Genomic DNA, 19,935 nt, shown 5'->3' with positions numbered 1-19,935 from the left:
TGATCAGCTGCCCCGGCCCGGGTATCGGGTTCAGCTCCGCCAGACGTCGCCCGTCAGCGACACCTTGCCGGTCGACGGAACCGTCGCCGTGCGGTTGGCGCCGCTCTCCCAGGTGACGGCGCCGCTCGCGTCCTTGCGGATGTACTTGTACTCGAACGACGTCCCGGCGGGCATGCTCACGTCGAGCTTCCAGACCGGGTAGGTCGCCGGGTCCAGCTTGAGCGCGCTGTCGGTGTTCCAGTTGCCGAGCGCGGACTGGTTGCCGACGACGTAGATGTTCTGGCCGAGCTGAGTGGTGGCGTTCACGCCGAAGGAGGCTCCGGAGGTACTGGTGCCCGGGTCCGTCGTACCGCCGCCCGTGCAGGTACGGGCGTTCACCTGGAGCGCGAGGGCCGTGTTGGCGCCGAGTGTCGCGGTGAACTGGCCGGAGCCGTTGACGGTGACACCGTTGCCGGACTGGATGTCGCAGTAGTCACCGGCGGGCAGCGACGTCTGGAAGGTACGGGTCAGCGACGAGCTCTCGTGGTTGATGGCGACGTACGCCTTGGCGCCGCGGCCGAACGCGATCTGGTCGCCGCCGTTGTCCCACCAGTTGGTGACGGCCTCACCGCGCGCGGTGTTGCGGAAGCCCACCATGGAGGAGATCTGCGGCCAGGCGTGCTGGCACTTCCAGCCGTCGCTGTAGCAGGCGTTGACCGTGCCGCCGTTGGGCGGCCCCGCGTCCTTGTCGGACCACTCGTAGCCGGAGTGGATGTCGGGCGAACCGTACGGCCAGGCCAGCATGAAGACGTTGGCGAGGGTGTAGTTGGCACCGTCCTTGTAGTTCAGCGTGTCGCCGCCGCGCTCGGTGTCGTGGTTGTCGACGAAGACCGCGGTCGTCGAGGACGCCATGAAGCCCCAGCCCTCGCCGAAGTTCTTCAGGTAGGCGAGGTTCTCGTTGTTGAAGACCTGCTTGAGGCTGCGGGCGTAGCGGAACTCCTGGACGTCGCCGGTGCCGGCGTACTCGTCGGGCGAGACCGCTTCGCCCGCCCCGTAGATCGCCTCCTGCTTCCAGTAGGCGCCGGAGTCGGTCAGCCGCGACTTGATGTTGGCGAGGTCGTTCGCGGGGATGTGCTTGGCGGCGTCGATGCGGAAGCCGTCGACTCCGAGGGAGAGCAGGTCGTTGAGGTATGCGGCGATCTTGCCGCGGACGTAGTCCTCACCGGTGTCGAGGTCGGCGAGCCCGACGAGTTCGCAGTTCTGGACGTTGGCACGGTCCTGGTAGTTGCTGATCTGCGCGGTGCAGTCGTCCATGTCGTACGAGGAGTACAGGCCGGGGTAGTTGTACTTCGTGTAGGAGGAACCGCCGGTGCCGGTGCCGGATCCTGCCGCCATGTGGTTGATGACGGAGTCGGCGACGACTTTGACTCCCGCGCTGTGGCAGGTGCTGACCATGTGGGCGAAGGCGGTGCGGTCGCCGAGCCGTCCTGCGATCTTGTAGCTGACGGGCTGGTACGAAGTCCACCACTGACTGCCCTGGATGTGCTCCTGGGGTGGCGAGACCTGCACGTAGCCATAGCCGGCGGGACCGAGGGAGTCCGTGCACGCCTTCGCAACGGAGTCGAACTTCCACTCGAAGAGGACTGCGGTGACGTCCTTGTCGCCCGGCGTGGACGCCTGGGCGGTCGTGGTGGGGGCCACGAGAGCGGCGGCGCCTGCTATCAGGGCGAGCGCTGCAGACAGGTGTCTGCGTGCCATGTCTTTCCTCCTGCTGTGGGGGAAATGCGGGTGACGGTGCAGCCTCACGTGGCAACGCGCCCTGCCCTCAAGGCTCCTGAAGGTTCTTGCTGCAAGAATGCAAACCTTGCCGCGGGGAGACCGTACGAGCCCGTCAGGTTCCGGTCAACCCTTTGGACACCACCCGCTTACATCCGCGAAATGCTGCAGTTTTCTTCCTGCAAGGTCTTACGCAAAACATTGCAGCGCTGTTACGTTTCTCCCGACTCCGGTCCGGTCGGTCGGGGGTCCCGGTATCCCGGGCCCCACGCGCCCGGCCGGCCGGGCCGGTCACGGACAAGAGAGGCACCCGGAGTCGCTCACTCCCCGCCGGCCCATTCAGGGCCGACTCCGGGTGCCTCTCCTGTACGTCGACCTGTCCTCGTACCCAGAGACGACGAGGTCCTGGATCCCCCCTCCGGATCCAGGACCTCTGCGCATGCCGCACGCACCGTCAGGTGGTGCGGACCGCCGCGGTGGACCCCCGCACCACCAGCTCCGGCTGGAACACGTACTCCGTGCGCTGGACGGGGCTGCCGCCGATCTCCTCCAGCAGCGCCCCGACCGCGGCCGCCGCCATCGCCTGCACGGGCTGCCGCACCGTCGTCAGCGGCGGATCGGTGAACGCGATCAGCTGGGAGTCGTCGAAGCCGACCACGGACACGTCGCGCGGCACGGCGAGCCCACGGTCCCGGGCGGCGCGCACCACGCCCAGCGCCATCAGGTCACTGCCGCAGACGATGCCCGTGCACCCCTGGTCGAGCAGCGCCCCGGCCGCGACCTGGCCGCCCTCGACGCTGAACAGCGTCGAGCAGACGAGGAGTTCGGCCTCGGCGCGGTCCAGTCCCAGCAGGTTCACCGCGGCGTCGAGGAAACCGTCCCGTTTGCGGCGGGACGGCACATAGCGCTGCGGTCCGATGGCCAGGCCGACCCTGCGATGGCCGAGTTCGGCGAGATGACCGACGGCCATCCGGACGGCGGCGGTGTCGTCGGGCGAGACGAAGGGCGCGCTGATCCGTTCGTTGTAACCGTTGATCAGGACGAACGGGACGCCGCGGTCGGTGAGCGCGGCGTACCGGGCGGGGTCGGCCGACAGGTCGGCGTGCAGTCCGGAGAGGAAGACGATGCCGCCGACGCCGCGTTCGACGAGCTGCTCGACGAGCTCGTCCTCGGTGGCGCCGCCGGGCAGCTGGGTGCAGAGCACCGGGGTGTAGCCGTGCCCGGCCAGGACCTGCTCGACGGACTGCGCGAACGCCGGGAAGATCGGGTTGGTGAGCTCGGGGGTCACCAGTCCGATCAGCCCGGCGCTGCGCTGCCGCAGCCGCACGGGACGCTCGTAGCCGAGGATGTCGAGTGCCGCGAGCACCCGCTGACGCGTGGTGTCCGCGACGCCCGGTTTGCCGTTGAGCACCCGGCTGACGGTCGCCTCGCTGACCGAGGCCTGACCGGCGATGTCCGAGAGCCTCGGCGCACCGCCGGTCCTGGGCAGAGGGACGGTCACACTGTCCACCACACCGTGGTGTCCGCGGGCAGCTCCATCTCCGCGCCGTCGGTGACGACGGGGCTGCTGGAGAGCAGCACCTGGCCGCGGACCGGGATACGGACCGGCCGGCCGGTCGTGTTGACGGTGCAGACGAAGCCGGGGCGGGCGAAGGCCAGCAGCCCTTCGGGGGCGTCCAGCCACTCCACGGCGGTCCCGGCGCCGAGCCCCCGGTGCACCCGGCGGGCGGCGAGCGCGGCCCGGTACATCTCCAGCGTGGAGCCCGCCTCGCCGGTCTGCGCCTCGACGCTCAGCTCGGCCCAGCTGTCGGGCTGGGGCAGCCAGCTGCCGCCGGTGCCGAAGCCGTACGAGCTGCCGTCGCGGGTCCACGGGATCGGCACCCGGCAGCCGTCGCGGAAGCCGTCCTGGCCGTCGGCGCGGAAGAACGACGGGTCCTGGCGGGCCTCGTCGGGCAGGTCGGTGACGTCGGGCAGGCCGAGTTCCTCACCCTGGTAGACGTACGCGGATCCGGGCAGCGCCAGCATCAGGAGGCTGGCGGCGCGGGCCCGGCGCAGCCCCGTCTCGCGGTCCCCGGCGGTGCGGATCTGGGTGCCGAGGCCGGGCGGGTTCGCGAACCGGGTCGCGTGCCGCGTGACGTCGTGGTTGGAGAGCACCCAGGTGGTGGGGGCGCCGACCGGGCGCATCGCGTCGAGCGAGCCGTCGATGACCTTGCGCAGCTCTGCGGCGTCCCAGGCGGTGGAGAGGTACTGGAAGTTGAACGCCTGGTGCATCTCGTCGTGGCGCACGTAGTTGGCGGTGCGCTCGACGGTCGGGGTCCATGCCTCGGCGACGGCGATACGGTCGCCGGGGTACTCGTCGAGGATGGTGCGCCAGGAGCGGTAGATCTCGTGCACCCCGTCCTGGTCGAAGAACGGCATGACATCGTTTCCGAGCAGCTTGAGCTGGTCGTGGGTGCCGAGGTCGGGCAGCCCCTCGGCCTTGACGAGGCCGTGTGCGACGTCGACGCGGAAGCCGTCGACGCCCATGTCGAGCCAGAACCGCAGGATGGAGCGGAACTCGTCGGCGACGGCGGGGTGTTCCCAGTTGAAGTCGGGCTGCTCCGGGGCGAACAGGTGGAGGTACCAGTCGCCGGGGGTGCCGTCCGGGTCGGTGGTCCGGGTCCAGGCGGGTCCGCCGAAGATGGACTCCCAGTCGTTGGGCGGCAGATCACCGTCCGCGCCCTTGCCGGGGCGGAAGTGGTAGCGCTCGCGCAGCGCGGAGCCGGGGCCCTCGGCGAGGGCACGCTTGAACCACTCGTGCTGGTCGGAGGAGTGGTTGGGCACCAGGTCGACGATGATCCGCAGGCCCAGGTCGTGGGCGTCCCGGATCAGCCCGTCGGCATCCAGCAGCGTGCCGAACATCGGATCGATGGCGCGGTAGTCGGAGACGTCGTACCCCGCATCCGCCTGCGGCGACGCGTAGAACGGGCTGAGCCAGACCGCATCGACGCCGAGGTCCTTGAGGTACGGGAGTCTGCCGCGTACGCCTGCGAGATCGCCCATGCCGTCGCCGTTGCCGTCGGCGAAGCTCCGCGGATAGACCTGGTAGATCACCGCGTCCTGCCACCAGCCGGTGCGGTGGCCCGGAGCGTCGTCGGACGTGCCGGTGGAGGGGGCAGCGAGGTGCTGGGTCATGTCGTCCCTGGGGTGTCTGGGTGGGGAGCGGCGCCGGGACCGGGTCGGGGATCCGGCGCCGCCGTGACTTGGTGCGTGCGGTCGTACGGTCGTGCTGCTGCGTACGTCAGCCCTTGACGGCTCCGGCGGACATGCCGGTCACCAGGTGGCGCTGGGCGAAGAGGAAGACCAGGGCCGCGGGTATCGCGATGAGCACGGACGCGGCGGTCATCGGCCCCCACTGGGCTCCGTACTGGTTGACGAACTTCTGCAGTCCGCCGGCGAGCGTGAGGTTCTCGTCGCCGACCATGAAGGCGGAGGCGTACGCAACTTCGCCCCAGGCGGTGATGAAGGAGTAGAACGCGGTGACGGCGAGGCCGGGCTTGGCGAGCGGCAGGATGAGCCGCCAGAACGTGCCGAACGGGGTGAGGCCGTCGACCTGCCCCGACTCGTCGATCTCGCGCGGGATGGTGTCGAAGAAGCCCTTCATCATCCAGGCGCAGAACGGCACCGCGATGGTGAGGTACGTGATGACGAGACCGGCGGGCTGGTTGAGCAGTCCCAGGCCCGACATGATGTTGTAGATCGGCACGATGAGGACGGCGACCGGGAACATCTGGGTGATCAGCAGCGTCCACATCAGCCCGCGCTTGCCGGGGAACCGGAAGCGGCTGACGGCGTAGCCGGTGGTGGCGGAGACGAAGACGCCGAGGACGGTGGTGAGCCCGGCGATGACCAGGGAGTTGCCGAACCAGGTCAGGAACTCGGTGTCCTTGATCAGGCCGGTGTAGTTCTCGAAGGTCGTGTCCTTGAAGAAGTCCGTGGTCGTCGCGTACGCGGCGGGCTTCAGCGAGGTCAGCAGGACCCACAGCACCGGAAACACGGCGATCACGGACGCCACGATCAGCGTGAGGTGCAGTCCGACGGAGGCGAGCGGCGAGCGTTCGCCGCGGAGCCGGACCTTGACCTTGCGCGCCGAGTGGTGCGCGGTGGGTGCGGGGGCGGTGGTCACCAGTTATCTCCCTGCGTGCGGAGGACTCGCCGGTAGACCGCGGCGAAGAGCATCAGGAGGACGAGGATCAGCACGCCCCAGGTGGAGGACTGCGCGAAGTCGCGGGGGCTGATCTCGAAGGAGAACTTGTACGCCTGGGTGACCAGGATCTGGGTGGCCTCGCCGGGTCCTCCGCGGGTCAGCAGGAAGATCACCGGGAACATGTTGAAGGTCCAGATGGTCGACAGCAGGATCACCGTGGTGGAGACCGGCCGCAGACCCGGCAGCGTGATGTGGCGGAACCGCTGCCAGGCGGTGGCGCCGTCCATCTCGGCGGCCTCGTACTGCTCGCTGGGGATGGACTGCAGACCGCCGAGCAGGGCGACCATCATGAACGGCACGCCGAGCCAGACGTTGACGGCGATGACGGCGAACTTCGCCCAGGTCGGGTCGTTCAGCCACGGGACGCCGTCGATACCGGCACCGGAGAGGATCTTGTTGAGCAGCCCGCGGTCCCCGTTGTAGAGGAAGCGCCAGGCGAACACGGAGACGAATCCGGGAATGGCCCAGGGCAGGATCAGCGCCATCCGGTACACGGAGCGGCCGGCGATCCGGCGGTTGAGGATATTGGCGAGGGCCATGCCGAGGACGAACGTGATGCTCACGCAGGAGACCGTCCACACCAGGGTCCACCCGAGCGTGCCGAGGAACTGGTTGCCCGTGAGTGCGTCGGCGTAGTTGTCCAGGCCGACGAACTTGTACGTCGCGGGCATGTGGTTGACACCGATGGACCGTGCGACGTTGCGCTCGTTGGCGTCGGTCAGCGACAGGTAGACGCCGCGGACGAGCGGGTAGCCGATGATCACGCCGATCACGACGACGACCGGGGCGACCATGGTCCAGGCGTACCAGTGGGTCGACAGCGCCCGACGGAGCCTGCTCGGTGGTGGAGGGTTACCAGTACCGCGGCTCCGGCCGCGGACGACGTCGTCGTCCGCGGCCTTCGCCACCGACTGGCTGGTGTGGACAGCCATCAGTCGGCCTGCCTTCCTGAGTTACTTCCAGCCCTTGAGGAGCTTGCGGTAGGAGTCACCGGTGGCCTTGGCGCCCTTCTCCGGCGTGGTCTGGCCGGTCAGGACCTTGGTGTACTCGGTGACGAGCGGGGCGAAGAGGCTGCCGGTCTCCGGGATCCAGGGGCGCTCGACGGCGGTCTCGACGACCGGCTTGAAGAAGCCGACGATCTCGTTGTCGACGACCTCTTCCTTCGTGTAGGCGGAGGTACGGGTCGGCAGGAGGTTCAGCTCCTTGGTGACCTGGGCCTGGGTTTCCGCGGACGTCATGTAGTCGACGAAGGCGTAGGAGGCGTCGAGGTTCTTGGAGCCCGCGTAGACGGCCAGGTTGTGACCGCCCTGCGGGGCACCCTGCGCGACGGAACCGGCCGGGACCGGGGCGACGCCCAGGTTGGCCTTGTCCTTGAACTCCTTGCCGGCGTAGGTGTCGGCGACGGCCCACGGGCCGTTGATCATCATGGCGACCTTGCCGTCCTTGAAGGACGACTGCATGTTCTCCCAGCCGTCCGTCGCGTCGGTCTTGGCCGCACCGGAGTCGACGAGGTCCTTGACGACCTTCATCGCCTTGACGCCCGCGGCGTTGTCGACGGTGACGGACTTGGTGGACGCGTCGACGAGGTCGCCGCCCTCGCCGTACAGGAAGGACAGGAACCAGTACGCGTCGTCGCCGCGCAGGTACATGCCGGTCTTGCCGGTCTTGTCCTTGATCTTCTTGGAGACGGTCTTCAGCTCGTCCACGGTGGTGGGAACCTCGACGCCGGCCTCCTTGAAGATCTTCTTGTTGTAGAAGATGCCCATGGAGTCGATGACCTGCGGCACCGCGTACGTCTTGCCGTTGTACTTGGTGGACGCCGCGGCCTGCTTCAGGAAGTCGTCCGCCTTCTGCAGGGCGGGGGTGCCGTCCAGCGGGGCGAGGTAGCCGAGGTCCGCGAACTCGGGGGTCCAGGCAACCTCGGAGCGGATCACGTCGGGGGCGCCGGAGCCGGACTGGGCAGCGTTCTTGAACTTGTTCTGCGCCTCGCCGAAGGGCACGTTGACGTACTTGACGTCCACCTTCGGGTGCTTCTTCTCGAAGTCCTCGGCGATCTTCTTGAAGACCTTGTCCTCGCTGCCCGCGGTGGAGGTGTCCCACCACGTCACGGTCCCGGAGAGCTCACCCGAGCTCTTGCTGGTGCCGTCGGACTTGTCGTCACCGCCGCAGGCGGTCGCCGCGAGCGCCAGGGCCGCGACCAGGGCGGTGGCCGTTATGCCACGTCGCATCTGTGAACTCCTTCAACTGCCGTACCGCTCCGTCGCGGCGCCGGGTCGACGTGAACGTAACAAGGATGAAAGAACGCCGAAAGACCTTGCGGAAGATTTCTGCAAGCTTCGACGATCGTTACATTTGCGTGTCCTCAAGGTTGCCGTCAAGCCTCTTGACGAGAACGGCCCAGCCCTGGCAGGAGAAGGCACGGGCGGCCGATTCCGCAGTGCGACGATCCGACTGCAGGCAGCATGGCGCCTTCGCAAGTCCTTGCAAGATGTTGCGGCAGCCCTGTCCGCGACGACGCTCCGGGGCGCGGCCGCTCACCGGCGCACGCGGTTGCCGCGCCTGGCCGTACGGGTCCGGTCGCCCGATTCCTGCGCATGGTGGGCAATCCGACATACGCCCGGTACAGTCCACTTCCATGACCGCACGGCTTGCCGATATCGCAACTCAGGCGGGGGTCAGCGAAGCTACGGTCAGCCGTGTACTGAACGGCAAACCCGGTGTTGCTGCAGCCACCCGCGAATCCGTACTGGCCGCGCTCGACGTCCTCGGCTACGAACGGCCGGTACGGCTGCGCAGGCGCAGCGCGGGGCTGGTCGGGCTGATCACGCCCGAGCTGGAGAACCCCATCTTCCCGGCGCTCGCCCAGGTGATCGGCCAGGCGCTGACCCGGCAGGGCTACACCCCGGTGCTGGCCACACAGACGCCCGGCGGTTCCACCGAGGACGAGCTCACCGAGATGCTCGTCGACCGTGGCGTCTCCGGCATCATCTTCGTCTCGGGCCTGCACGCCGACACCTCGGCCGACATGCAGCGGTACGAGCAACTGCGCGCCCAGGGCGTCCCTTTCGTCCTGGTCAACGGATTCTCGCCGAAGGTCCAGGCACCCTTCATCTCGCCCGACGACCGGGCGGCGATGCGGCTCGCGGTGACGCATCTGGTGTCGCTCGGCCATCAGCGGATCGGTCTTGCGGTCGGGCCCAAGCGTTTCGTTCCCGTACTCCGGAAGATCGAGGGCTTCCGCGCCACCGTGCAGGAGCAGTTGAACCTCACCTCGGACGAGGTGGAGGTGCTGATCCAGCACTCGCTGTTCACGCTGGAGGGTGGCCAGGCGGCCGCCTCCGCACTGATAGAGCGTGGGTGCACGGCGGTGGTGTGCGCGAGCGACATGATGGCGCTCGGAGCGATCCGGGCCGCGCGCAGGCTGTCGATGGAGGTGCCGCGCGACCTGTCGGTCGTCGGCTACGACGATTCGCCGCTCATAGCGTTCACCGATCCGCCGCTGACGACGATCCGGCAGCCGGTCACGGCGATGGGTCAGGCCGCGGTCCGCACCCTGCTCGAGGAGATCGGTGGCACGCCGGCTCCGCACAGCGAGTTCGTCTTCATGCCGGAACTGGTCGTACGGGGTTCAACTGCCGCGGGTCCCGGCCCGGATTCGGCTTCCGCTTCCGGAACGGCCCCAGGGTCGCACGCCCGCCCGTAGGGTGCATCATGTGCAGCCGGAACCCGACCGGAGGATGATCGGGCAGAGAGACATATCTGGCAGAATCGATGCCTATGGGTGAATTGAGCGTGAAGTCACAGGAAGGCCGAACGGCGGCCCCCCCGTCACCCATCGTGGACGAGGCGGCCCTCGAGGCGAAGCGGAACGACAGGCTCGCGAGGCTGCGCTCGCTGCGGTCTCCCGGTAGGCCGCGCATCTGGTTCGAAGTCACGCTGATCGCGGTCAGTTACTGGCTCTACTCGCTGGTGCGCAACGCTGTCCCCGAGCAGAAGGTCGCGGCCCTGGCGAATGCCGACCGGCTCTGGTCGGTGGAGAAGTTCCTGGGCATCGCCGTCGAACAGACGGTCAACCGCGCGGTGAATTCCGTGACATGGCTGATCGTCTCGATGAACTACTACTACGCGACACTGCACTTCATCGTCACCATCGGTGTGCTGGTGTGGCTGTTCCGCTTCCATCCCGGCCGTTACGCGGCAGCCCGTCTGGTGCTGTTCGCAACGACGGGTGTCGCACTGCTCGGTTACTACCTGTTTCCCCTCGCGCCGCCGCGTCTGATGAACGGCGGGCACTTCATCGACACCGTGCTGGTGCACCACACCTGGGGTTCGATGGCCTCGGGCAACTTCAAGAACATGTCGAACCAGTACGCGGCGATGCCGTCGATGCACATCGGCTGGTCACTGTGGTGCGGGCTGACCGTCTTCGCACTGGCGTCGGCGCCCTGGGCGCGGATTCTGGGCCTGTTGTACCCGGCGGTCACCCTGGTCGTGATCGTGTCGACGGCCAACCATTTCTGGCTCGACGCGGTGGGCGGGATGGCCTGCCTGACGTTCGGTTTCGCGGTGTCGTACGCCTGGTACGGGGCGCTGCCGCACCACCTCCCGAAGCGGGTGCAGGTGCCGCGGGGGCGGGCACGCCTGGCAAGGCTGAGCGCGGGGACGCCGATCCGGGCGGGCCACCCGGCCGCGGAGGCACCGGTGCGCCGGTGAACGTCTCCGGTCTCCCTCGCAGGACGGGCTCGCATGTGCCGGCCGGGTCGGCCGTACAAGCCCGTCCGGCATGTGAGGACGTCTCCCTCACGCCCCGTAGAACCGCTCCTCCACCACCGCGCGCGCCCGCCGCGTGATCCGCCGGTAGTCGTCCAGCATGTCCCCCACGTGCCCCGGCTCGTACCCCAGGTACCGCCCCACCGCCGTCAGCTCCCGCGGCCCCGAAGGGAACGTGTCCGCCGGGCGTCCGCGCACCAGCATCACCGCGTTGCGGACCCGGGTCGCCAGCACCCATGCCTCGTCCAGCGTCTGCGCGTCCTCGCCGGAGATCAGTTCCGCAGCGCACGCCGCGGCCAGCGCCTCGCGCGTGCGGGTGGTGCGCAGCCCCGGTTCCACCCAGCCGTGCTGCATCTGCAACAGCTGGACCGTCCACTCGACGTCGCTCAGCCCACCCCTGCCCAGCTTCGTGTGGAGCGTCGGGTCGGCGCCGCGCGGCATCCGTTCGGACTCCATCCGGGCCTTGAGGCGGCGGATCTCGCGGACCGCGTCCTCCCCCAGCCCCTCCATCGGGTAGCGCAGGGGATCGATCAGTTCGATGAAGGCGCGGCCGAGGTCCGGGTCACCCGCCATGGGTTCGGCGCGCAGCAGGGCCTGGCTCTCCCAGACCAGCGACCAGCGCCGGTAGTACGCGTCGTACGACTTCAATGTGCGCACCAGCGGTCCGCTCTTGCCCTCCGGCCGCAGATCCGCGTCGATGATCAGCGGCGGGTCGGCGGTGGGCAGCTGCAGCAGTCTGCGCATCTCGGCGACGACGGTGTTGGCGGCCCGGGCCGCCTCCTGCTCGTCGACGCCCTCGCGCGGTGTGTGCACGAACAGGACGTCGGCATCGGATCCGTAACCGAGTTCATGACCGCCGAAGCGGCCCATGCCGATGACGGCGAACCTGGTGGGAAGGGTGTCGCCCCACTGTTCGCGTACGACGGCGCGCAGCGCGCCCGCGATGGTGACCGCGTTCAGGTCCGTGACCGCGTTGCCGACCCGGTCGACAAGTGCGCCGTGGTCGGGTTCCGCGGGGTTCTCCTCCGTGCCGTACGAGCCGATGAGGTCCGCCGCCGTCGTACGGAACAGTTCGCGCCGCCGCACACCGCGGACCACCGCGACCGCGGACTCCGCGTCCTCGGCCCGCCCCACCGCGGCCAGCACCTCCTGCTCCAGGTGATTGCGGCTGCGCGGGTTCAGCCCCTGCGGGTCGCCGAGGATCGCCACCGCCTCGGGCGCCCGCAGCAGCAGGTCGGGGGCGAGCCGTCCGGCCGAGAGGACGCGGGCGAGGTTCTCCGCCGCCGCCCCCTCGTCGCGCAGCAGCCGCAGATACCAGGGGGTCTTGCCGAGCGCGTCGGACACCTTGCGGAAGCCGAGGAGCCCGGCGTCCGGGTCGGCGGAGTCCGCGAACCAGCCGAGCAGCACCGGCAGCAGGGTCCGCTGGATCGCTGCCTTGCGGGACACCCCGGAGGACAGCGCCTCCAGGTGCCGGAGCGCGGCGGTCGGATCGGCGTATCCGAGCGCTTCGAGCCGGACCTCGGCGGCCTTCGCGCTGAGCCGGGTCTCGCCGGGTGCGAGCTGGGCGACGGCGTCCAGCAGCGGCCGGTAGAACAGTTTCTCGTGCAGCCGCCGCACCACGGACGCGTGCCGCTTCCACGCCTGGTTGATCTCGGCGATGGGGTCCGTACGCATCCCGAGGGAGCGCCCGAGCCGCCGCAGATCCGATTCGTCCTCGGGCACGAGGTGGGTGCGGCGCAGCCGGTAGAGCTGGATGCGGTGCTCCATGGCGCGCAGGAAGCGGTACGCGTCGTCGAACTGCGCGGCGTCCACCCGGCCGACGTAGCCGCCCCCGGCGAGCGCCCGCAGGGCGTCCAGGGTCGAGCCGCTGTGCAGGGACGCGTCGCTGCGGCCGTGTACGAGCTGCAGCAGCTGTACGGCGAACTCGACGTCCCGCAGCCCGCCGGGCCCGAGCTTGATCTCGCGGTCGACGCGGTCCGCGGGGATGTTGTCGACGACCCGGCGGCGCATCTTCTGTACGTCGCCGACGAAGTTCTCCCGGTCCGCTGCCTGCCAGACCATCGGCGAGACGGCTTCGACGTACTCCGCACCCAGCTCGGGGTCTCCGGCCACCGGCCGGGCCTTGAGCAGCGCCTGGAACTCCCAGGTCTTGGCCCAGCGCTGGTAGTACGCGAGATGTGAGGAGAGCGTCCGTACCAGCGGTCCGTTGCGGCCCTCGGGACGGAGGTTGGCATCGACCGGCCAGATGGTGCCCTCGACGGTCGTCTCGGAGCAGATCCGCATCATGTGCGCGGCCAGCCGGGTGGCGGCCTGGATGGCCTTGCTCTCCTCCGAGCTGTCGACCGGTTCCGCCACGAAGATGACGTCGACGTCGGAGACGTAGTTCAGTTCGTGCCCGCCGCACTTGCCCATCGCGATGACCGCCAGCCGGCACAGGGCGGCGTCGGCGGGTGCGGCCGTCCGGGCGATGGCGAGCGCGGCCCGCAGGGTCGCGGTCGCCAGGTCGGCGAGTTCGGCGGCGGTCTCGGCGACGTCCGTCGTACCGCACACATCCCGGGCCGCTATGGCCAGCAGGCATCGGCGGTAGGCGATGCGCAGCGTGTCCGGGTCGTGGGCGCCCCCGAGCTCGTGCTCGAATTCGGCGACCCCGGGGTGCAGGTCCGTCGCCTCGTACATCGCGAGCGCCTGCCAGTGGCGGGGGTGCCGGGCCAGATGGTCGCCGAGCGCCTCGGACGCTCCGAGCACCCCGAGCAGCCGGTCCCGCAGCGGCTTGGCGGAGACGAGCGTGTCCAGCAGCATCTGCCGCTCGTCGGCGTCCTCCGCCTCCACCAGCCGGACGAGTCCGCGCAGCGCCAGATCGGGGTCGGCGGTCGCCCCGAGCGCGTCGAGCAGCACCGGATCGGTGCGCACGGACGCCAGGGCGGGCAGGTCGAGCAGCCGCTCTGCGGCGGCGGGGTCGGTGAAACCGTGCCGCAGCAGTCGGGTGAACGTACTGCTTCTGCGTCCCGGCACCGTCGTCATTCCGTGCTCTCCTGCTCGCCGCCCGTTCCCGTCCCAGCATTCCGAGCCTAGCCCGGCGCCGATGAATTCGTAGCGGGTGCGCGGTCCGTACTTCGCAGGCACGATCGCTTGCAGGACCTGTATCAGGAGGGCGCCATGTCCGGACCCGAACCCGTCGCCGAGCTGCAACACGAGTACAGCGACAAGGGAGCCACTGCCCGCCCGTGGTCGGAAGCCTTGGGTGTGCTGACGCGGGCAGGGGTGTTCTGGCTGTCCACGGTCCGCCCGGACGGTCGCCCGCATGTCACTCCGCTGATCGGGCTGTGGACGGACGGCGCGCTGCACTTCTGCACGGGCCCGACGGAGCGCAAGGCCCGGAACCTGGCGGAGAACCCGGAGGTCGTGCTGACGACCGGCACCAACACGCTGTCCCGGGGCTTCGACGTGGTGGTCGAGGGCCGGGCGGTCCCGGTGAAGGACGAGGCCCGGCTGACCCGGCTGGCGGAGCTCTGGGAGGACAAGTACGGCGCGGACTGGCACTTCGAGGTCCACGCGGGCGCGTTCGCGAACGGTGCGGGCGGCCGTGCCGAGGTGTTCGGGGTGGCCCCGCGCAAGGCATTCGGCTTCGGCAAGGGCGAGCCGTACAGCCAGACGCGCTGGCTCTTCGGCTGACAGGCGTCCCGCGCGGCGTTCCGGTCCCCTGCCACCGCCGGACCCCGGTGAAGCGTGCCGTCGCTGACGCGCACGGCGGCTGAGCGGGAGCCGCTCAGCCGCCCCGGGGCGGGCTACTTGCCGTCCCCGGTGCCGGGTCTGGTACCGATGACGACGGTCGCGTACAGCTCGTCGGAGGTGACCACCCGCGCAGTCAGCCCGCTCCGGGCGACGGTCTCCTCGGCGCGCGCCGCCTGCCGTTCGCTCGTCTCGACCAGCAGATGGCCGCCCGGCGCCAGCCACTGCGGCGCTTCGGCGGTCACCCTGCGCAGCACATCGAGCCCGTCGCCCCCACCGTCGAGCGCCACCCTTGGTTCATGGACCCTGGCCTCCACGGGCAGGAGTTCGACGTCCTCGCTGGGTACGTACGGCACATTGGCGAGCAGAATCCCGACGCGGCCGCGCAGCGAGGCGGGCAGGGGTTCGAAGAGGTCGCCCTCGTACACCTCCCCCGTACCGGCGACATTGCGGCGCGCGCACCGCACCGCGGCGGGTTCGACATCGCTGGAGTGCAGCTCGACCCGGTCCAGGGACGCGGCGAGCGCGGCGCCCAGCGCGCCCGACCCGCAGCACAGATCGACGACGACGGCGGGCCCGCCCGCGGGACGGACAAGACCGACGGCCTGGTCGACGAGGAATTCGGTACGGCGCCGGGGGACGAAGACGCCGGGGTCCACGGCGATCCGCAGACCGCGGAACTCGGCCCAGCCGAGGACGTGTTCGAGGGGAAGTCCGGCTGCCCGCCGGTCGACCATGGCCGCGAGTTCGGCCGCGTTCGCGGCCGTGGAGAGGATCAACTCCGCCTCGTCCTCGGCGAATACACAGCCGGCGGCGCGAAGTCTGGTAACGATGAAGGAGTAAGGGAGCGGTGTCGAGGAAAGCGACATGGAGCGGAGCCTTTCGGAATGCCGATGGGTGCTCCGCGGTCCGCCCAGGACCTAGACCGGTCCGGCCACGCAGTCGCGAGAGGTGAGCACCCAGCCTGATACAGCGGTAATGGGTCTCACCTCCTCGGTATGTCCCCGTGCTGGGGTCGGCAACACTACCCGAATCGAGCCGACGTGTCGGCCACTGCCCCGGACGGCCGGACGGCGATGGCGGCGGGTCAGGAACGGCGTCCTCGACCGCCGTCGAAGAGCCGGTTGTGGACGGCCACCGAGGTGTTGTTCGCACGGGTGTGCCGGATCGCCTCGCGATGCTGCCGCTCGATCTGCTGGCCCTCGAAGCTCTCGGTCCTGCGCCGCGACTTCAGCTGCAGTTTGACGATGAGCGCGACGATCAGCGCCAGCAGCCCACCGAGCAGCATCAACACGCTTGCCATGAAACCCCCGTGTCCGGACCGTGCGATGTCCGCCGATTGTCCCCCGTGGGACACGCCGCGTCCAGACTCCCGGACCGGCCCCGCCCGCTCCCGCGGCAGGGGTCCGTACGCGCGTGCGCCCCGTGCCTGACCGGCAGGGGCGCACGCGCGTACGGGGGACCGGCTACAGGTCCACGCTGTCGCGCAGCTTCGTCGGCGTCAGGAACAGCGCCGCGATCACACCGACCACCGCGATCCCCGCCGAGATCAGAAAGATGCTGCCCGTTGCGTCACCGTACGCGGCACGCACCACTTCCTGGATCTGCGGCGGCATCGCCGCCACGTTCAGGGTGGAGCCGCCGGAGGCCGAGGCCGCCGGGTCGACGCCGAGTTCGGCCAGGCCGTGGGTGATCTTCGTGGCGACCTGGTTGGCGAGCACCGCCCCGAGCACCGAGACACCGATCGTGCCGCCGAGCGAGCGGAAGAACGTGATCGCACCGCTGGCGGCGCCGAGTTCGCTGAGCGGGACCGTGTTCTGGAGGACCAGGACGAGGTTCTGCATCGACATGCCGACGCCCGCGCCGACCGCGAGCATCCCGACGGAGACGAGGACCAGCGACGTCTCGTGGTCGATCGTGGACAGCCCGAGGAAGCCGAGGGTGAGGACGACGACGCCGGTGATGATGTACGGCTTCACCTTTCCGGTCTTCGAGACCAGCCGTCCGGCGACGGTCGAGGAGACCAGGACGCCGAGCATCAACGGGATGGTGAGCAGGCCCGCTTCGGTCGGCGAGTAGCCACGGCCGATCTGGAAGTACTGACCGAGGAAGACCGCACCGCCGAACATCGCCATACCCACCGCGAGGCTCGCGACGATGGCGAGAGCGGGGTCCCGGCGACGTACGACGTGGAGCGGGACGACCGGCTCCTTGACCCGGGATTCGACCAGGACTGCGGCGAGGAGGATCAGGGCACTGGCGGCGACCATGACGAGGGTCTGCCAGGAGAGCCAGTCGAAGTCGTTCCCGACGAACGTGACCCACAGGAGCAGCAGGCTGACACCGGCGGCGATCAGTGTGGCGCCCAGGTAGTCGACCTTCACGTCCGTGCGGCGGACCTCGGCGAGGTGCAGGGTGCGGGTGAGCATCACGAACGCGAGCAGGGTGAACGGTACGGCGATGAAGAAGCACCAGCGCCAGCCGAGCCACGAGGTGTCGGTGATGAAGCCGCCGAGGAGCGGTCCGCCGACGGTGGCGACGGCCATGACGCCGCCGAGGTATCCGTTGTAGCGCCCGCGCTCCTTCGGGCTGATCATCGCGGCGATGATGACCTGGACGAGCACCTGGAGTGCGCCCATGCCGAGCCCCTGGACGGCCCGGAAGGTGATCAGCTGGCCGGTGCTCTGGGCGAATCCGCAGGCGATCGACGAGATGACGAAGATGCCGATGGATATCTGCAGCAGCAGCTTCTTGCTGAACATGTCGGCGAGCTTGCCCCAGATCGGGGTGGACGCCGTCGACGCCAACAGGCTCGCGGTGACGACCCAGGTGTACTGCGACTGGGTGCCGTTGAGCAAGCCGATGATCTGCGGGAGCGCGACCGAGACGACGGTGCTGCTGATCATGGCCACGAACAGCACGATGAGCAGTCCGCTCAGTGCCCGCAGGACATGACGATGGTCCATCGGCGCGACTTCGGTCGGCGCGGCCGTCTGTGCGCTCACGCGCAACCTCCGGAGGGTTCGAACAGGGGTGGGTACGAAATACCGGGTCACCTTACATGCCCAATGGGCAATTTTACCCAGTGGGCAACAATATCGAGGCGGGGAGATAATGAGTCCATGGAGAGCTCTGTGGGACTGCGGGAACGCAAGAAGGAAGCCACCCGGCAGGCCGTGCACGAAGCGACGCTGCGGCTGACCGTCGAGCACGGCTTCGATCACGTCACCGTGGAGGCCGTCGCGGACGCGGCCGGGATCTCCCGCAGAACGTTCTCCAACTACTTCACGGGCAAGGAGGACGCCCTCCTCTACGGGGAGGAGCAGCAGATGAGGGACCTCGTCAGGACCGTGCGCGAGCGCCCCGCGGACGAGCCCGCCTGGCCCGCGCTGCGGGCGGCCGTCGCGGAGTTCGGGAAGCGGGTCGCACCGCCGGAGCGCGAATGGGCGATCCGCACCCGGCTGGCCATGCGGCATCCCTCCCTGCTGGCCCGGCAGCTCGCCAACCACGCCACTCTGGAACGGGACTTGGCGGAGGCGGTGGCGTCCCGTCAGAGCCCGGCGGAGAACGCGGTACGACCGCTGGTCCTCGCGGCGGCGTTTCTTTCGTCGCTGCGGATCGCGATGCGCATGTGGATCGAGGAGGACCTGGCGCGGGAGCCGTCCCAGGTGATCGGCGAAATCCTCGACGAGATGGCCCGCAGCTTCGAGTGAGCGCGGGCCCGGGCCGCGAGAAAGGCGGGCCCCGGGCCGCTTCGGGAAACGGCCCACTTCGGGAAACGGTGCGCGCACAGACTTCGGGCCGACGGCACGAAACCGTCGGCCCGAAGCCCCCTACATTCGCTCAGATGGCGCTGACCTGCGATTACAGCACCGGCAGCAGTGCCTTCAGCTCGAAGGCCGTGACCTCGCTGCGGTACTCCTCCCACTCCTGCTTCTTGTTGCGCAGGAAGAAGTCGAAGACGTGCTCGCCGAGCGTCTCGGCGACCAGTTCGCTCTTCTCCATCAGCGAGATCGCCTCGCCCAGGTTCTGCGGCAGCGGCTCGATGCCCATCGCGCGTCGCTCGGCGTCGGACAGCGCCCACACGTCGTCGTCGGCGCCCGCCGGAAGTTCGTACCCCTCCTCGATGCCCTTGAGGCCCGCGGCGAGCAGCACCGCGTACGTCAGATAGGGGTTGGCACCGGAGTCGATGGAGCGGACCTCGACGCGGGCCGAACCGGTCTTGCCGGGCTTGTACATCGGGACGCGGATCAGCGCGGAGCGGTTGTTGTGGCCCCAGCAGATGTACGAGGGGGCTTCGCCACCGGCGCCCGCGGCGCGGGAGGAGCCGCCCCAGATGCGCTTGTACGAGTTGACCCACTGGTTCGTCACAGCGGAGATCTCCGCGGCGTGCTTGAGCAGGCCTGCGATGAACGAGCGGCCGACCTTGGAGAGCTGGTACTCGGCGCCCGACTCGTAGAACGCGTTGCGGTCGCCCTCGAAGAGGGAGAGGTGGGTGTGCATGCCGGAGCCGGGGTGCTCCGAGAACGGCTTCGGCATGAACGTCGCCTGGACGCCCTGCTCCAGCGCCACCTGCTTCATCACGAGACGGAAGGTCATGATGTTGTCGGCGGTCGAGAGCGCGTCCGCATACCGCAGGTCGATCTCCTGCTGGCCGGGGGCGCCCTCGTGGTGGCTGAACTCGACGGAGATGCCCATGGATTCGAGCATGGTGATCGCCTGGCGGCGGAAGTCCATGCCGACGTTCTGCGGGGTGTGGTCGAAGTAGCCGGAGCTGTCGGCTGGGGTCGGGCGGCTGCCGTCGACCGGCTTGTCCTTCAGCAGGAAGAACTCGATCTCCGGGTGGGTGTAGAAGGTGAAACCCAGGTCGGAGGTCCTGGCGAGGATGCGCTTGAGCACATAGCGCGGGTCGGCGAAGGACGGCGAACCGTCGGGCATCAGGATGTCGCAGAACATCCGCGCGGTGCCGGGGGCCTCCGCACGCCAGGGCAGGATCTGGAAGGTGCCCGGATCCGGCTTGGCGATCATGTCGGACTCGTACACCCGGGCGAAGCCCTCGATGGCCGAACCGTCGAAGCCGATTCCCTCGTCAAACGCCTGTTCCAGCTCGGCAGGGGCCACGGCAACGGACTTGAGATACCCGAGCACATCGGTGAACCACAGGCGCACGAAGCGGATGTCGCGCTCCTCAAGTGTCCTGAGGACGAATTCCTGCTGCTTGTCCATAGCCACATCCTTGCAGTTCAGACGGTCTGTGCACCACCGCCCGGGATAGGGGAGAGACTCCAGTATCACGACCCGGGATTTCACCCAGATTACGCACTCGACGTGAGATGGAGCACTCGGCCACCCACTACGATCGGCGGCCATGGCGTGCGGGGCCTCCGAAGGAGAGGTCCCGGGGGCGGAGCGGCGTCGCAACTGCCCCGAGCACG

The 19,935-nt window shown here is 69.1% G+C and carries 15 protein-coding genes; 4 read left to right on the top strand and 11 right to left on the bottom strand.

Annotated elements, in window-relative coordinates:
• Positions 1 to 30 precede the first annotated feature (30 nt).
• From OG972_RS29080 to OG972_RS29055, 6 genes are all read right to left on the bottom strand, one after another.
• A complete protein-coding gene (locus OG972_RS29080) occupies positions 31 to 1,737 on the bottom strand; it encodes a carbohydrate-binding module family 20 domain-containing protein (protein ID WP_266986372.1) in 1,707 nt (568 codons plus the stop codon).
• A gap of 472 nt (positions 1,738 to 2,209) precedes the next feature.
• Positions 2,210 to 3,268 (bottom strand): LacI family DNA-binding transcriptional regulator, encoded by a 1,059-nt coding sequence (locus OG972_RS29075; protein WP_266986370.1) that lies wholly within the window; start codon positions 3,266 to 3,268, stop codon positions 2,210 to 2,212.
• A complete protein-coding gene (locus OG972_RS29070; RefSeq protein ID WP_266986368.1) occupies positions 3,253 to 4,929 on the bottom strand; it encodes a glycoside hydrolase family 13 protein in 1,677 nt (558 codons plus the stop codon). Before OG972_RS29070 ends, OG972_RS29075 begins: the two co-directional genes overlap by 16 nt.
• Positions 4,930 to 5,035: 106 nt before the next feature.
• Entirely contained in the window at positions 5,036 to 5,920 is an 885-nt protein-coding gene (locus tag OG972_RS29065) for a sugar ABC transporter permease (protein ID WP_266986366.1), read from the bottom strand.
• Entirely contained in the window at positions 5,917 to 6,933 is a 1,017-nt protein-coding gene (locus OG972_RS29060; RefSeq protein ID WP_266986364.1) for a carbohydrate ABC transporter permease, read from the bottom strand. Before OG972_RS29060 ends, OG972_RS29065 begins: the two co-directional genes overlap by 4 nt.
• Before the next feature lie 21 nt (positions 6,934 to 6,954).
• The gene (locus OG972_RS29055; protein ID WP_266986362.1) at positions 6,955 to 8,229 is read right to left on the bottom strand and encodes an extracellular solute-binding protein; all 1,275 of its coding nucleotides are present in this window, start codon (positions 8,227 to 8,229) and stop codon (positions 6,955 to 6,957) included.
• Positions 8,230 to 8,636: 407 nt separating this feature from the next.
• On the opposite strand from OG972_RS29055, the gene OG972_RS29050 reads away from it, so the two are divergent.
• Both OG972_RS29050 and OG972_RS29045 read left to right on the top strand, forming a co-directional pair.
• The gene (locus OG972_RS29050; protein ID WP_266986360.1) at positions 8,637 to 9,704 is read left to right on the top strand and encodes a LacI family DNA-binding transcriptional regulator; all 1,068 of its coding nucleotides are present in this window, start codon (positions 8,637 to 8,639) and stop codon (positions 9,702 to 9,704) included.
• A 74-nt stretch (positions 9,705 to 9,778) separates the two neighbouring features.
• Positions 9,779 to 10,714: a phosphatase PAP2 family protein gene (locus OG972_RS29045; protein WP_266986358.1), complete on the top strand. Its 936-nt coding sequence runs from the start codon at positions 9,779 to 9,781 to the stop codon at positions 10,712 to 10,714.
• A gap of 87 nt (positions 10,715 to 10,801) precedes the next feature.
• Here the strand turns inward: OG972_RS29045 and OG972_RS29040 are convergent, their stop codons facing one another.
• Complete coding sequence (locus tag OG972_RS29040; protein WP_266986356.1) at positions 10,802 to 13,792, bottom strand: bifunctional [glutamine synthetase] adenylyltransferase/[glutamine synthetase]-adenylyl-L-tyrosine phosphorylase; 2,991 nt, start codon at positions 13,790 to 13,792, stop codon at positions 10,802 to 10,804.
• A gap of 135 nt (positions 13,793 to 13,927) precedes the next feature.
• Between OG972_RS29040 and OG972_RS29035 the strand changes: the two genes are divergently transcribed.
• Positions 13,928 to 14,443, top strand: a complete 516-nt coding sequence (locus OG972_RS29035; RefSeq protein ID WP_266986354.1) for a pyridoxamine 5'-phosphate oxidase family protein — start codon at positions 13,928 to 13,930, stop codon at positions 14,441 to 14,443.
• A gap of 113 nt (positions 14,444 to 14,556) precedes the next feature.
• Here OG972_RS29035 and OG972_RS29030 read toward each other — a convergent pair whose 3' ends face one another.
• The 3 genes from OG972_RS29030 to OG972_RS29020 form a co-directional block, all read right to left on the bottom strand.
• Positions 14,557 to 15,369 (bottom strand): putative protein N(5)-glutamine methyltransferase, encoded by an 813-nt coding sequence (locus tag OG972_RS29030; protein ID WP_266986352.1) that lies wholly within the window; start codon positions 15,367 to 15,369, stop codon positions 14,557 to 14,559.
• A gap of 218 nt (positions 15,370 to 15,587) precedes the next feature.
• Positions 15,588 to 15,803 (bottom strand): hypothetical protein, encoded by a 216-nt coding sequence (locus tag OG972_RS29025; protein WP_266986350.1) that lies wholly within the window; start codon positions 15,801 to 15,803, stop codon positions 15,588 to 15,590.
• 163 nt (positions 15,804 to 15,966) lie between these two features.
• Positions 15,967 to 17,466, bottom strand: a complete 1,500-nt coding sequence (locus tag OG972_RS29020; RefSeq protein WP_323135957.1) for an MDR family MFS transporter — start codon at positions 17,464 to 17,466, stop codon at positions 15,967 to 15,969.
• Between the two features lie 156 nt (positions 17,467 to 17,622).
• Between OG972_RS29020 and OG972_RS29015 the strand changes: the two genes are divergently transcribed.
• Complete coding sequence (locus OG972_RS29015; protein ID WP_266986346.1) at positions 17,623 to 18,213, top strand: TetR family transcriptional regulator; 591 nt, start codon at positions 17,623 to 17,625, stop codon at positions 18,211 to 18,213.
• 151 nt (positions 18,214 to 18,364) lie between these two features.
• On the opposite strand, the gene glnA is transcribed toward OG972_RS29015, so the two are convergent.
• The gene (gene glnA, locus OG972_RS29010; RefSeq protein WP_266986344.1) at positions 18,365 to 19,726 is read right to left on the bottom strand and encodes a type I glutamate--ammonia ligase; all 1,362 of its coding nucleotides are present in this window, start codon (positions 19,724 to 19,726) and stop codon (positions 18,365 to 18,367) included.
• Positions 19,727 to 19,935 lie beyond the last annotated feature (209 nt).

It is taken from the genome of Streptomyces sp. NBC_01669 (assembly GCF_026339735.1).
In the GTDB taxonomy this organism is placed as follows: domain Bacteria; phylum Actinomycetota; class Actinomycetes; order Streptomycetales; family Streptomycetaceae; genus Streptomyces; species Streptomyces yanii.
Note: the sequence above shows the minus strand (reverse complement) of the source record. Positions and strands in the feature narration are given on the sequence as shown.